Consider the following 14,181-nt stretch of genomic DNA (forward strand, 5'->3'; position numbering starts at 1 on the left):
AAAGTAATATTGGTTTACAGGTATTTATGAAGAGTACCTATCAAGAACTTTGGATAACGATTTACCTTGGATAAGAATATCTGTCCAGTCCATAGAAAATTCTGAGAGCGGTTCCGCCATAAAAAGCTGCTTTTTCGAAAAAATTGGTCCTGGATAAACCTGCCAATGTGATTTCTTGCATTATTTCACGTAGTGCGGACAATATCTCTTCTTCATTTTTTGGATTATATTCCTCTATCCATTCTTTTATCATAATAACCTCAATGTTTTGATAAGCATTTTTAGACTGTTTTTTTTAGGTGCGTTTTCAACCCATGTGTCCATAACCTCCAGATTCAAGGTATTCAATATTTCACGGTCCATCCGGAGATCGTCCAATAGAAATTGTTGCGTTTGCTTGATGCTTCTGAGATTCACCCTTGGTGTCAATACTATTTTGTCGCACAATGCCTTTTCAGGAGAAGCAATCAGTACCGTTTGTCTGGTGGAGTATGCTATACTTTTTATACCATAAGAGTAATAGGGTAACTTTAGCTGATGGTAACTAAATCTTCCAACTGGGGTTTTATATGTTTTAGAGGTTTTTATAGTTGCTGAACTGATCTCATAAATTCTCTCCGGGATTAAGTTCCAATGGGACAATGCAGCTTCCAATGAAACATAACTGGGCCCCCTTAGGTGGTTTGCTATTAGAAATGGTTCCGGTGATGGTAAATCCATTTCCGGCCCTGTTATGTAAAGTCCCCTTCTAATGGATATGAGCTCCTTGTTTTTGATCAACTCACTGATTTTATCATTTGGGCGATCGTAATCGCTAAGTAACTCCAAAATCAAATGCCTGGAAATGGGGCCTTCTGCAAAATCCTTTATCTTCGCTCTAAAGTCCATATTGTGAATATATGATTATATAATCGGATAATATCCGATTAAGTGCATCAAAATTAGCAATAATATGTAAAAAAATGAAATACATAATCGGATTTTTTCCGATTATGTATTTTTTTTCTAACAGCATGATAAGCGGATACACTGGAACCTATATTGAATGAGCCGGATGGTAGGGACCACTAAAATCGGAAAAAAGGAGCTACCCAATAATTGTCCGTAGTGATTTGAAAATCAATTTTTTGTGTTGGGTCTAAGAGTGCTCAATTGTACCTTGCGAGTGTGGTATAGTATGTCCGGCGTTTCCACCTATCAAAGGCATCATACAAATTGAAACCAAGGTCTATAAAGGAGTCATTATAATTATGTAGCGGGGATAGAATCCCAACATGGGAAAAATTTAATTGAAACCCAGTACCATAAGGTCCTGTAATCCTTTGTTGCAGAGACCTTGTGGGACGCGCTCGATCATTGAATATCACATAGCCTCGACCGCTGCGTTTATATGTTTTACCGTATTGTCTGAATTTACCCCCAATCCTTCCTGTTGGAAGATCATTTCCCCATTAGGGTCAAAGACACTGATGATGTTTGAATGGGAAAAGTCCATAGGTGAAATTTCCTTGTAGCCCACCGACAAAATAGCGGCAAATTCACGTGTGTTTTCTTCCGTGGAGCGTAAAAATAACCACGGCTCCTCGTCCATAAAGTTTTCTTTTGCAAAGGCCTTTAAACGTTCAGGGGTATCGGTTTCAGGGTCTATACTGACAAAGATCATCTTCACATTTTTCTTGGAATGTTCGGGCAAGCGTTCTTCGATATTTCGCATATCGGCCACCAAGCGGGGACAGGCTGCTTTGCAACTGGTATAGATCATGACCATGACCAAAACATCACCTTGCAGGTCCTTGAGCTGTATATCCGTACCATTTTGTGTTGTCCACGTAGATGGAAGATTGTAAATGGACATATCTGAATAGGCCCTGTCAGTCCTTTTTTTTGTTTTGTTTTCAACTTTGACCATATCCATTTCACAGATGGGGCAGCTCCCTTTTTGGTCATAGGTTTTGTCTCCTTCGCATTGCATTGGGCAATGATATGCAATGTCTTTATCCACTTTCCCGGCATAGTTGTTCCTGCAGGCCCCAAGGGTCAAAGATAGGATCAATACAACTAAATAGGGTTTCATGTTTTTGTTTTTAGAGGGTTTCCGTACTATTTTTCGCGCACCTAAATCCAAGATTTTTAATACTGTACCTGGCTTTAATACTTCCCCTGAATGCATAGCGCATAAAGGCCGCATAGTTCATGAGATCTGTTGCGCCGATGGCTGCGCTCCCACAGAACAGATTGCTGTCCCTATCCATATCTTTTCTGGATTCTCCTGATATCAGGACAGAATTAAAATCCAGGGTCCATTCCCAGACCAAACCATGCAAGTCATATATGCCCCAATAATTTTTAGGGGTTTCGCCGATGGATCTCTCATCGGTCCTGGGCGTTTCATACCACGACAGTATTTTTTGGTTATAAGAGGCCTTTTTTCTGGCGTCTGCGGAAACTTCGTCGGCCATTGCAACATATTCCCATTCATCAATGGTCGGCAATCGTTTTCCCTGACATTCACAAAACGCTTTGGCCGCAAACCAGGATACATGGGTTACCGGGCTTTTAAGATTTTCGATATCGTTGAGGGTCGTATCATTTTTGAATTGGCGCAAATAGTTTTCGTCCGCATAAAGTTTCAATATATTGGATTTTTGCCATTTAGGATTATCCTTTAAGAACTGTAAAAATTGGCCGTTGGTCACCGGATAGGTGTCCAGTTCAAAATCTTGGACTTCAACTAAGGATGAATCCCTTCCGTACAAAGGAATGTAACGACCTCCTTTGATACTTGCCATACCATTTGTCTGGGCAAAACCAAACGTCTGAAAGACCAAACAGACAAATGCTGCCCTAAAGGGAATCACAAACATGATGCTGGTTTTAACTACTTGTTTTTTACTTTATTGACCATTTCAGAGGTAACCACTGTTTTATTATTGCCCCAACTGTTATATACATAGGTGAGCACATTGGCGATTTCTTCTGATGAGAGCATTTGTCTGGTCATGACACTATTATATTTTTGGCCATTGACAGTGATTTCACCAGTTTTTCCGTTCAGTACAATATCAATGGCCCGATTGACATCGGCATTTAGATAGTCTGATTTTGCCAATGGAGGAAATGCATTCGGAATACCTTGGCCTTCTGCCTGATGGCAAGCAAAACAAGTTTGCATATATACCTGCTTGCCGAACTTCATTTGTTCTTCAAAATTTTTAGCTGGGATTTCAGATTCCACAATGCCATTAGTGGTCGGCATTTCTTGTATTCCAGGGCCTTCTGGCAGGTAAATGCCATCATATTGCTCACCGGAATAAATATTTTCGTTTTCCTCTCCTTCCACTTTCAGCATGCCCAATGCCCCTTTGTTGAACGCTCTAAAAATGGAATGGTCCACCAAAATGAAGGTCCCGGGAACATTGACGTGAAATTCTATAATGGCGGCTCCTCCTGCGGGGATCATAGTGGTCTGTACATTTTCGTTTATTAAGTCGCCTCCTTCCACATGTACTTTATCAAATATTTCCCCAATGACATGAAAAGAAGACACCAGACCCGGACCACCATTGCCCACAAAAAGTCTAACGGTTTCCCCCACCTTTGCAGTAATGGCATTATCGCCTGTCAAGGAGCCCACATTTCCGTTGAAGACCACATAATCTGCTTTTTCATCAACGGCTTTTTGCATATCAAAAGGTTGTAGACCACGCTCACCATTGGCCCCTTTGGTATAAAAATCCCCTTGCATGATATAGTATTCCCTGTCGACCAAAGGCAATCCGCCATCAGGTTCCACCAAGATCAAACCGTACATGCCATTGGCGATGTGCATACCCACTGGTGCGGTCGCACAGTGATAGACATAGAGCCCAGGGTTCAGGGTTTTAAAGGAAAATACCTTTTCATGCCCTGGTGCAACAAAAGAGGACTCCGCTCCACCCCCGGGACCGGTAACGGCATGCAGATCAATATTGTGGGGCAACTTGTTGTCCGGGTGGTTCTGCAAATGGAATTCGACTTCGTCACCGACCCTGGTCCTGATAAAGCTCCCAGGTACGGTTCCCCCAAAAGTCCAGAACACATACCTTACACCATCGGTCAATTCGCCTTCCTTTTCAAGGATTTCCATTTCAACGATAAGTTTTTTGGCCTTTCTTTCCCCTACGGGCCTGGGAACATTCGGTGGAGCGGTCAATTCCGCTTTCATTTCCCTATGAACAGGAATATCCTCTGTGTTAGTGTACACCTTTTTTTTGCTTTTAAAGCAACCATACGCTGACAGAAGTAGAACAATTGAAAGGATTTTCAGAATCGATTTCATTTTGGTTGATTTTTTTGAATTTTCATTGAAACTAATAATAATTAAATAGGTAGGCAAAAAACCATTAATAAGATAAAGTTATCCTTTTTATAGGAAAAACCTAAACTAGTTCAGGACTGTTTCATTCTTTTTATTGAAGAAGCCATCTTATATTCCATTGCTTGGTTCTCCAATGGGTATGGCCATAATTTTCCATTTTCTGTAAAGGGAAGGGGGTTTGCACTTGCAAAAAATCAACATTCCATCTTATTTTTCCGTTCCTGTGATTGGTCAACGTTCTTAACCGTGGCTTAAGTGCCATGCACATAGATGACGTTGATTCGTTCAATCAGACAATCAGCCATGGGCCTACACAATTGTTGGTACTGTGGGGCTATTTCTTAAAGCCTTGTACCATCAGGCAAACCTTTCTCTATCGACCTTAAAAACCCTTTGAATTTTTTGATAAATCCATTAAGGCTTAAGTGCAGGGAACTTCCATTCCCAAAGAAATACAGGTAAGTGATGTGCAGGAAAAGGGCGTAGATCGCCATTATCAAAGATATTCCGATTGCCAATTTTCCCATATCCGAATAGTTTTAGGTCATTTGTGTGTTTTATTCTGCTCAACACTTCCGGTTTACTGTAACCATTCATCCAGCCTCCGGTTGGCATGGTCGTAGCCAAGGACAAATGCCTTGTCGATTCCTTTTTTGTCCAAAACCCCAATTTTTCCAAGCTCTTCGGGCACGATCAACAGATCGGGTATGTACAGTTTGTCCATGGCATTGGCGTGCAGCATCAAAAGATTGGCCCTTTGTGAAATTTGAAGGGCGCTCTTGATCTGTCCCTTGCCCACTTCCTTCATGGACGTGGCATAACATCCTATGATCACGTCGGAAGCTCCGGTCAGGGGCTCCACGGGAAAATTGTTCATGATCCCGCCATCTGCAAAGAGCTGCCCATCAATGGACACAGGGCTGAATACCGGAGGCAAGGCCGCCGAGGCCAACAAGGGCCCAAATAATTCACCTTTTTCGAAATACACCGGTTCACCCTTCAACAGGTTCGTGGCCACTACCACAAGCCGCTTGCCGAGTTCCTCGAACCGACGTGCCGTGAAAAAGTCATCAAAGAAGGGAAGGTACTTGTCCGTATCGAACAGCCCTGGTTTGTTCAAGGTTACAAAGTTGTACTTGAGCAAGGGGGTTTCCTTGAAGAAAAGGAGCATCTCCTCAATGGTAGCCCCGTCCGCGTAAAGTCCACCAACGAGCGCCCCGGCACTTACGCCGGATATCTGGCTTGGATGGATCCCACGTTGTTCCAGGGCCTTCAAGAGCCCAATATGTGCCATCCCTTTCACCCCTCCTCCCGAGAGCACCAATCCAAGTGTGGCATCAATCAATGTTTCCGATTTCATCTTCAAAAGTTTTCATTGGAGGAGATATAGCACCCCCTTTCTTCAAATGTTCATTTTAAAAGAAGCTGGGTTTGGTCAATGACCGGTCCGCATTATGTTCCCTAAATACTGTCCTTTTCTTCGACCCCCAAGTCGGAGCGGTACTTTTCCAGGAACTTTCTTTGCCTTTCCATCATTCGCTTTCTGATGTTGTCAAGATCCATAAAGTCCTCCCCGAAATCGCTTTCAAAAAAACCGTCGTTGAAGAACCTTTTGCTAAAGAGTGAGTCCGGCGCAAAAATGTCCCCGAACCCCTGGTCCCTGAACTGTGAAAAGTGGCTGTAGAACTTGGATTCAAAGTTGCTCAAAAGGCTGTCCCTGTCCAGACCAGAGAGTTCGTTCAACGAATCGGAGGACCAGGAATAGATACTGTCGTAGCGAATGAGGTTTCCGTCCCCATCGTATTCCCTATCGACCTTCCAACTGCCCTTGGGCTGTGCGACCTCTTTGTGGCCGCCTTCCTCGACCAATTTGTTTTCCTTCTTTTCTTGGCCCTGGCAACTGTTAAGGGCCAGTAACAGACCTGTTAAAAATAGCATTTGAATTTTCATCTTTCGTTTTTTTTTTGGTTCAACATTGTTCCTATCGCCGAGTTTGATGGGTCTTGAAGATTCCTTTTGGGCCCAGTACCTTGGAAAGACGGTTCTGGTGGAATATCCGGGATCTTCGCTCGCCATCGCGGTACCATACACATTCCACATAGGTGTCCCTGTCCACAAACCCAAATATGGGTTCCTTCTTGGCGATATATTTGAGGATCTCCATTTTGGGGCCATCGGAACCTCCCTTTACCTTGACCCGGTCACCTGCCTTGAACTTTCGTACCATGAACAAACTGTTTTTAATACTGAACAGTCAGATTCAGGCCACCTTGTGGAGCCATCTGTACGTTGTTTCCCTATTGGAAAAGCGCACCTGCAATAACCCGTTCTCCAGGGTGGCATGTATGCTCTCAGGGGCGATGTCCCGAGGGAGGTCCAAGGTCTTGTGGAAGGTGGCACGAGCAAATTCCCTGCGCCCCCCATATCTTTTCCTTACTTCACGGGATTGTTCCTTCTCACCGCTTATGATAAGGGTGTTGCCCTGAAGTTCCATCTTTACGTTGTCCTTATCGAACCCGGGCATGGGGATGGAAAGTCCAAAATCTGTCTCCCCAATAGTGCTGCCCATTGATGGCATGGCCATCGGTCTAAGCTTGCCAATGCCCATTATGTACTTTGTCCATTTCTTTACCCATTTAAGGATTGGTGGGAATTGGATTGCCTTACCCACCTCTTTGCCAAAAATTTTCATTTTGCAAAAATTTAGGTTCAACAATTGTAGGGTTCAATGGACGGGGGACTATTGGCCCCCCGTCCATTTTAACTGTCAAAAAATCTGCAATGTTAGGAGATCTTGATGGTCCTTGCCGGCTTTTTCTTTGCCTCTTCCTTCTTCGGTAGATGGATGCTCAGAATACCGTCGTTGTACGAGGCCTTGATCTTGCCATCGTCAATGGAATCGGGAAGTGTGAAAGACCTCCTGAAGGATGCATAGGCGAACTCCCTACGGGTGTAGTTGTCCTCCTTGCCCTCCTCTTCCTGTTTTACCTCGGTCGAGATGGAAAGCTGTTGGTTGTCCAGATCGATCTGGAAATCGGACTTTTTCATTCCGGGGACGGCCATCTCTACCCAATAGGCATCCGCTGTTTCCTTGATATTTACTTTGGGTACGGTAATCCCGGTGCTGAAATTTGAGGTGAACACTGGAGGCAGGTCCGAACTGAAAAAACCGTCGATCCAGTTGGACCAGGTCGGGAAGTCCAAGGTTGATTTTGCCAAACTACCATTTTTTGGTACAGAAACTAAATTGCTCATGATTTAAAAAATTTAAGTTTAACATATTGTCTAAAAATTTGGGGTTTTCCATACCCCGATTTTAAATGGACAAAGGGAATGCCAAAATAGTTTGCTGTCATTTTTTTGTTAAGAGCTTCTAAAAATCCATGTCATTTTTTCGGAATATTCGGGGTCTAATAATTTCATTTTAATAAAATATTTAGAATAAATACGTCATTTTGACATTTTAAATGACGTTTTGCCAAGAATAAAGTTGAAGAGATCATAGGGTTTCAACTTTGGAACGGAGTTTGCCCAAGGTGAAACGGTATTTTTTTTATGGTTTAACTTTTTTAAAAATTTAGATTATGGAGAAAAAACCAGTTAAGGTAAGTCTCATCGGAAAAAAGGGAAATTCCTATCAGATCCAGTTCCCTAATCTTGAGATTCCCGTCAACGTTGACGAGACCGTGTACCATCGAATGCTCCACAGCAAAGAATACGAGTTTGGCCACTCCCGTACCAAGATGAAGCGACACTCCTATTCGGCCTAAGCACTGGTATTAGAATTGATGGTAAAGCGGGCTAGCTTAGAATTAGGGTCGTTGGTCGCTTGGATGCAGTTTTTGAGATGTAAATTTTAAATAGAATTGGTAGGGTTGGGGTGGGTTTGACGGAAATCAAAAACCACCAAAAATGGTTGATAGGAACCATTTTGAATATTGCCTTGGATAAATGGGTGTATAACTTTTTGGTTATTTCAAGATGCTCCGATAAGTGCTTTAGGGATGGAATGCTACCTTTGCAGCTTCCCATGGAGCAGCAGACCAAAATAATTATAGATTAATTCACATATAGCGGGGGGTCTGGAAACAGACCCCTCTTTTTTTATGGTCATCCATAGTCAATGGACACTTCTTCGTAGTCCACTTTGTCTATGATTCCGGGATAGTTGGAATCGATGGTCCTGCTGTACAGGTCCTTGGTGACGGGATAGGCTTCGAGATCTCCTTCCCAAAGATCGTCATCGATCAGGTCCTGGGCATCCGATGCATTGTTGCCGTTATATAGCCATGATTCCAGATTCTCGTCATCGATGATGACAGGACGTCGTTTCTTTTCGTTGTGGATCTCAGCGAACATGGGGGTGGCGTCCTTCGTCAATACCGCAAAGGTCCTTCTTCCATCAGCCGTGTTGGTATAGATACCAGCCAAGTATATCGGGTCGCCGTTCTTTCTATGGAAGTAAAAAGGCACTTTGAAATCCTTGCCCTTGATTTTTACTTTCGTGTTGTGGGGTTCGAAGAACCCGTCCACGGGAATGATGCAGCGTTGGTTTTCCCAACAGTAACGGTACATAAAGTGGTCAAAGAGGTTTTCGGATTTGGCGTTGAGGCCCCCGAAGGTCTTCGGGTTCTTGAAATACTCCGTATAATTTTCCTGCCTTTCCTTGGGGGGCATGATGCCCCACATGGCAGGGAGCATGTTGTTGGGTTCTTCCTGGCCCAAGGTCCACATCACGGGATGGCTCCAGCCGTTGGCATGGAAATAGATGAGTTCCAGGTCGGTGTCAATATCACCGTATAGGGCCTTAACGGATAGCAATTTTTCCAGCTCCTTCCGTTCCCGGGTCTGTCTGGTCGAGTAGCACATCTTGAGGTTGGATTATGCTGTATTAAGATAGTGAAAATTGTTAAAGTTTTGAAACCGATCCCCGCTTTCTGTAATTTTGGATATATTCCAAACAATAGGAAATAATCCAATATATTTTTATGAAACCCACCATTCTCCATCTCGATCTGGACACCTTCTTTGTCTCCTGTGAACGGCTGCTGGACAGCCGTCTGATGAAGCGGCCCCTCTTGGTCGGTGGGCTGGGGGACAGAGGGGTGGTCGCAGCCTGTAGCTATGAGACCCGACGCTTTGGGGTACACTCGGGGATGTCCATGAAAGTGGCCCGCAGGCTGTGCCCGGAGGCCACGGTCATCAAGGGCAATGCAGGGACCTATATGAAGTTCTCGGACAACGTGACCGAGATCATCAAGGAGCGTGTCCCGGTCTTTGAAAAGGCCAGTGTGGATGAGTTCTATGCCGACCTATCGGGGATGGACCGCTTCTTTGGGTGCTACAAGTATGCCTCGGAACTGCGGCAACGGATCCTCAAGGAGACGGGGTTGCCCATTTCCTTTGGACTGTCCCGCAACAAGGTGGTCTCCAAAGTGGCCACCGGGGAGGCCAAGCCCAACAACCAGATGAAGATCGACCTGGGACTGGAAAAGGAGTTCCTGGCCCCCTTGCACATCCGTAAACTGCCCTCGGTGGGAGAGAAGACCTACGGGCTGCTGTCCAATATGGGGGTGACCACCATCCGGACGGTACAGGAACTGCCCCTGGAACTATTGGAAAGTGCCTTTGGCCTTCATGGACGGACCATCTGGATGCGGGCACAGGGACTGGACAATTCCCCCTTGGTCCCTTTTCATGAGCGGAAGTCCATTTCCACGGAACGGACCTATGGCAAGGATACCACGGACATGGTCAAGTTGGAGACCACCCTGTTCGCCATGGCGGAGAACCTGGCCTATCAACTGCGCCGGGCCAATAAGATGACGGGCTGTGTGAGCGTCAAGATCCGGTACAGTGATTTCAAGACCTATACCAAGCAGAAACGGATTCCTTATACTTCCGCTGACCATGTGTTGGTACCCTTGGTAAAGGAACTCTTTACCTCGCTCTATGACCGGAGGATGCTGATCCGGCTCGTTGGGGTCAACTACAGTCATATCGTTGGGGGGCATTATCAGATCGACCTGTTCGCCGACGATGAAAAACTGCTCAACCTCTACCAGGCCATGGACCGGGTACGGAACCGCTTTGGGGAATCCAGTCTGATGCGGGCCTCGGCCCTGGGGGCCCATAGCATAGGAAGGGGAGGCAATCCCTTTGACGGACAACCACCCATTTTATTGGCCCATAGACAACAATAATGTACCTGAACTGCCATACCAACTATTCCCTGAACTATGGGGTGTTCTCCGAAACGGAGCTTTTGGAACTGGCCCGTTCTTATGGGGTGGAAGTCCTCGCCCTGACCGATATCAACAACAGCTCGGCCGGGATGAACTTTGTGCGCTTGGCCAACGAACAGGGCATACGTCCCATTCTGGGGATCGATTTTCGGAACGGGAACGTGCAGGAATTTGTGGGCCTGGCGCAGAACAATGAGGGGTTTCGGGAGCTCAATGCCTTTCTTTCCCGGCATCTGCACAAGGGAACGCCGATTCCCTCCGTGGCCCCAGTATTTGGGAATGTCCATGTCATCTATCCCTTTGAGAAGATTCAGGAAGAGGAACGGACGGACTTCCGGGCCTATGAATACATAGGGGTGTCGGTGGAGGAACTCCGGAAACTGCGGTTCTCCCGGTATCGGGACTATACCGACAGATTGGTGCTATTGCAGCCCGTGAGCTTTCGCAGCAAAAAGGATTTCAATACGCATCGATTGCTTCGGGCCATAGGCTTAAACACGCTGCTGAGCAAATTGCCCCAATCCGAGGAGGGCAAGCCTACCGATACCCTGCGGCCCATGGACGAACTGAAAAAAGCTTTGACAGATTTTCCACATATTTGGGAGAATACCCAACGGTTGATGGACTCCTGTTCCATTGCCTTTGGGTTTGGAAGTGAGCGGGTTTCCCAGAACCAGTCCCGTTTTTTGGCGTCAAAGGCATTGGATGTGGCACGGTTACGGGAACTGGCATTGGATGGGTTGTCCAAACGGTATGCCCAACCCACGGAACAGGTCAAGGAACGGATGTTCCGGGAACTGAAGACCATCGAGGAACTGGATTTTGTGTCCTACTTTTTGATCAACCACGATATCATCTCCTATGCGAGGTCCAAGGGATACCCATACGTGGGGAGGGGAAGTGGGGCCAACAGCTTGGTGGCCTACCTGATCGGGATCACCGATGTGGATCCCATTGAACTGGACCTGTATTTCGAAAGGTTCATCAACCCCTTTCGGGCCTCGCCCCCGGATTTTGACATTGATTTTTCCACCTGGGACCGGGATGATGTCACGGCCTATATTTTTGAACGCTTCGAGCATGTCGCCCTTTTGGGGACCTACAACACCTTTAAGTACCGGGCCGCCGTTCGGGAGCTGGGCAAGGTGTTCGGCCTGCCCACCGAGGAGATCGATAAGCTCAGTGCAGGACGGTACGAACAGGAAACCTTGGACGAGCTGTCCCGATTGGTACTGAAATACGCCACCTATATCCATGGGATGCCCAATTACATCAGTGTGCATTCCTCGGGGATTTTGATCCTGGACCGTTCCGAACATTGTTATTCGGCCACGACCCTGCCACCCAAGGGGTTCCCTACGGTGCAGTTCGACATGATCATTGCCGAGGATGTGGGCCTGTTCAAGTTCGATATTTTGGGGCAGCGGGGATTGGCGAAGATCAAGGAGGCGGTGGAGGTCATCAAGGGCAACCAACCCGATGCCATGCTTTGGGACATCAAAAGCGTGGAGGCGATGAAACGGGATGCCAACATCAACCGGCTGTTGAGCCAAGGGAGGGCGATAGGGGCCTACTATGTGGAATCCCCGGCCATGCGGGGGCTGATGAAAAAGCTACGGACCCATGACTATCTGGGCCTGGTGGCAGCCAGTTCCGTGATCCGTCCAGGGGTATCCTCCTCGGGGATGAAGGATGAGTACATCCGTAGGGAGCGGGAACCGGAACGTCGCAAGGAGGCCAATCCCATCCTTTTGGAGATCATGCCGGAGACCCACGGGATCATGGTCTACCAAGAGGATGTGCTCAAGGTGGCCCACCTCTTTGCAGGATTGGACCTTGGGGAGGCCGATGTGCTGCGACGGGGGATGAGCGGAAAATTCCGTTCTCGGGAGGAGTTCCAGGCGGTCAAGTTGAAGTTTTTTGGGAATTGCAGGCAAAAAGGGCACGATGACGCCCTGACCCAAATGGTCTGGGAACAGATCGAGAGTTTTGCGGGCTATGCCTTTGCCAAGGGGCATTCCGCTTCCTATGCCGTGGAAAGCTACCAGAGTCTTTACCTGAAATGCTATTTCCCCTTGGAGTTTATGGTGGCCGTGCTCAACAATGGGGGAGGGTTTTACGATACGGAACTCTATGTGCATGAGGCCAAGATGTGGGGAGGTATTATCCATCCACCTTGTATCAACCGCAGTGACCATGTCAATACCATCTATGGCAAGCACATCTATCTGGGACTGGGACAGCTCCGGAGTTTGGAACGTTTGGTCATCCAACGCATCCTCAACGAAAGGCAGCTCCATGGCAAATTCAGGGACTTTGATGATTTTATCGATAGGGTTCCCATTGCCATCGAACAGTTGACCATCCTGGTGCGCATCGATGCCTTTCGTGTCTTTGGGGTGCCCAAGAAGCAAGTGCTATGGCAGGCCGTGTTCAAGACCAAGGCCCATAGAAAGGATACGTTGCAGAAACTACTCTTTAAACCCAACCACAGGCATTTTACATTGCCGCATCTACCTTCCCACCCCATTGAGGATGCATACGATCAGTTGGAACTCTTGGGGTTTCCGCTATGTGGGTACTATGAATTGATGGAGGGAAAGGTGAAGAGCCGGTTGACCGCCAGTGATTTTGAGGGTCATGTCAACCAGAAAATTTGGATCTATGGCTCCATGGTCCATACCCGATTGAACACCACCACCAAAGGGGACACCATGCGCTTTACCACCATGCTCGATCTTAAAGGTCACTTTTTTGACTGTGTCCACTTTCCCCAAACAATGGCATCCACACACATTCATGGAAAGGGGATCTATCTATGCCACGGAACGGTGACCGAAGAGTTCGGGCATTTCAGTCTGGAGGTGGTCTCGACCATCAAACAGCCCTTAAAGCCCGATCCGAGGCAAGAAGGGAAAACCCCGGTCAAGCTTGCCTGATCGGGGTTGTGCACTGTAATTTCATAGGGATCATGGTGTGGCATACTATAGCCGTACCCGTATGGAACCATTGGGGAGCACAAGCTCGGCATCCACGGTTAACGGGGTACGGGCCCTTCTGGAATAGTAGACCTCGTCCCGGTAATAATGGTCGTCATTGTGGTAAAAATCATGGTCACAGTAATGGCACTCGTTTAGGTGTTCCAGTTCACGCTTTCTCAGTTCCCTGTAATACTCCCTTTCATGCTTGGCAAGTTCACGATGGTATTCCTGCTCTTTCTTTCGCATTTCCCTATGGTATTCGGCCATTTTTTTATCATGCTCCAGTTGCCATTCCCTTTCTTTCTTATGCCTTTTTTCATGGGCTTTCCAATCTTTTTTGCCCTGGTGCTGTGCCACGGCATGTCCAGAAACAAAAAGCAGGGACACTATACTTAATACATACGTTTTCATAAGCTATTGTTTAGGGTTCCTACCATAGGTTTCAAAAGCTGTGCCAAATTCCAGTCCCCATGTTCCGCCTGTTACCAATCCTTTGCACAAGGTAAACGTCGCAGCCTGTTATCGGACAAGGGACGGCCTTTAGATTTGTTTTATAGATTATATCTATTGAGATTATGATGTTGAAAAGAGGGGGTCT

Annotated in this window: 16 protein-coding genes; 3 read left to right on the forward strand and 13 right to left on the reverse strand. The window is 46.5% G+C overall.

Going from position 1 to position 14,181, the window contains the following annotated elements:
* Window positions 1-61 precede the first annotated feature (61 nt).
* The 11 genes from SD450_RS19185 to SD450_RS19235 form a co-directional block, all read right to left on the reverse strand.
* Entirely contained in the window at window positions 62-253 is a 192-nt protein-coding gene (locus SD450_RS19185) for a nucleotidyl transferase AbiEii/AbiGii toxin family protein (RefSeq protein WP_318345968.1), read from the reverse strand.
* Window positions 250-888 carry a type IV toxin-antitoxin system AbiEi family antitoxin domain-containing protein gene (locus SD450_RS19190; protein WP_318345969.1) on the reverse strand — a complete coding sequence of 213 codons (639 nt, stop codon included), beginning with the start codon at window positions 886-888 and terminating at the stop codon, window positions 250-252. Before SD450_RS19190 ends, SD450_RS19185 begins: the two co-directional genes overlap by 4 nt.
* Before the next feature lie 475 nt (window positions 889-1,363).
* Complete coding sequence (locus SD450_RS19195) at window positions 1,364-2,074, reverse strand: SCO family protein (protein WP_318345970.1); 711 nt, start codon at window positions 2,072-2,074, stop codon at window positions 1,364-1,366.
* A gap of 10 nt (window positions 2,075-2,084) precedes the next feature.
* Window positions 2,085-2,864, reverse strand: coding sequence for a formylglycine-generating enzyme family protein (locus SD450_RS19200; RefSeq protein ID WP_318345971.1), 780 nt, complete (start codon window positions 2,862-2,864; stop codon window positions 2,085-2,087).
* Window positions 2,865-2,878: 14 nt separating this feature from the next.
* Complete coding sequence (nirK, locus tag SD450_RS19205) at window positions 2,879-4,318, reverse strand: copper-containing nitrite reductase (RefSeq protein ID WP_318345972.1); 1,440 nt, start codon at window positions 4,316-4,318, stop codon at window positions 2,879-2,881.
* Window positions 4,319-4,698: 380 nt separating this feature from the next.
* Window positions 4,699-4,884 (reverse strand): hypothetical protein, encoded by a 186-nt coding sequence (locus SD450_RS19210; protein WP_318345973.1) that lies wholly within the window; start codon window positions 4,882-4,884, stop codon window positions 4,699-4,701.
* 53 nt (window positions 4,885-4,937) lie between these two features.
* On the reverse strand, window positions 4,938-5,717 hold the full coding sequence (locus SD450_RS19215) for a patatin-like phospholipase family protein (protein WP_318345974.1): 780 nt from the start codon (window positions 5,715-5,717) through the stop codon (window positions 4,938-4,940).
* Window positions 5,718-5,818: 101 nt separating this feature from the next.
* On the reverse strand, window positions 5,819-6,307 hold the full coding sequence (locus tag SD450_RS19220) for a hypothetical protein (RefSeq protein WP_318345975.1): 489 nt from the start codon (window positions 6,305-6,307) through the stop codon (window positions 5,819-5,821).
* A 31-nt stretch (window positions 6,308-6,338) separates the two neighbouring features.
* Entirely contained in the window at window positions 6,339-6,584 is a 246-nt protein-coding gene (locus SD450_RS19225; RefSeq protein ID WP_318345976.1) for a hypothetical protein, read from the reverse strand.
* Between the two features lie 33 nt (window positions 6,585-6,617).
* Entirely contained in the window at window positions 6,618-7,049 is a 432-nt protein-coding gene (locus SD450_RS19230) for an Hsp20/alpha crystallin family protein (RefSeq protein WP_318345977.1), read from the reverse strand.
* A gap of 92 nt (window positions 7,050-7,141) precedes the next feature.
* Window positions 7,142-7,612, reverse strand: a complete 471-nt coding sequence (locus SD450_RS19235; protein WP_318345978.1) for an Hsp20/alpha crystallin family protein — start codon at window positions 7,610-7,612, stop codon at window positions 7,142-7,144.
* Between the two features lie 329 nt (window positions 7,613-7,941).
* On the opposite strand from SD450_RS19235, the gene SD450_RS19240 reads away from it, so the two are divergent.
* Window positions 7,942-8,127 carry a hypothetical protein gene (locus SD450_RS19240; RefSeq protein ID WP_318345979.1) on the forward strand — a complete coding sequence of 62 codons (186 nt, stop codon included), beginning with the start codon at window positions 7,942-7,944 and terminating at the stop codon, window positions 8,125-8,127.
* Between the two features lie 340 nt (window positions 8,128-8,467).
* Here SD450_RS19240 and SD450_RS19245 read toward each other — a convergent pair whose 3' ends face one another.
* Complete coding sequence (locus SD450_RS19245) at window positions 8,468-9,226, reverse strand: SOS response-associated peptidase (RefSeq protein WP_318345980.1); 759 nt, start codon at window positions 9,224-9,226, stop codon at window positions 8,468-8,470.
* Between the two features lie 119 nt (window positions 9,227-9,345).
* On the opposite strand from SD450_RS19245, the gene dinB reads away from it, so the two are divergent.
* A complete protein-coding gene (dinB, locus tag SD450_RS19250; protein ID WP_318345981.1) occupies window positions 9,346-10,560 on the forward strand; it encodes a DNA polymerase IV in 1,215 nt (404 codons plus the stop codon).
* Complete coding sequence (locus tag SD450_RS19255; RefSeq protein WP_318345982.1) at window positions 10,560-13,541, forward strand: DNA polymerase III subunit alpha; 2,982 nt, start codon at window positions 10,560-10,562, stop codon at window positions 13,539-13,541. Before dinB ends, SD450_RS19255 begins: the two co-directional genes overlap by 1 nt.
* A 45-nt stretch (window positions 13,542-13,586) precedes the next feature.
* Here SD450_RS19255 and SD450_RS19260 read toward each other — a convergent pair whose 3' ends face one another.
* Window positions 13,587-13,994, reverse strand: coding sequence for a hypothetical protein (locus SD450_RS19260; protein WP_318345983.1), 408 nt, complete (start codon window positions 13,992-13,994; stop codon window positions 13,587-13,589).
* Between the last annotated feature and the right edge of the window lie 187 nt (window positions 13,995-14,181).

Source organism: Flagellimonas baculiformis, assembly GCF_033441575.1.
Classification (GTDB): domain Bacteria; phylum Bacteroidota; class Bacteroidia; order Flavobacteriales; family Flavobacteriaceae; genus Flagellimonas; species Flagellimonas baculiformis.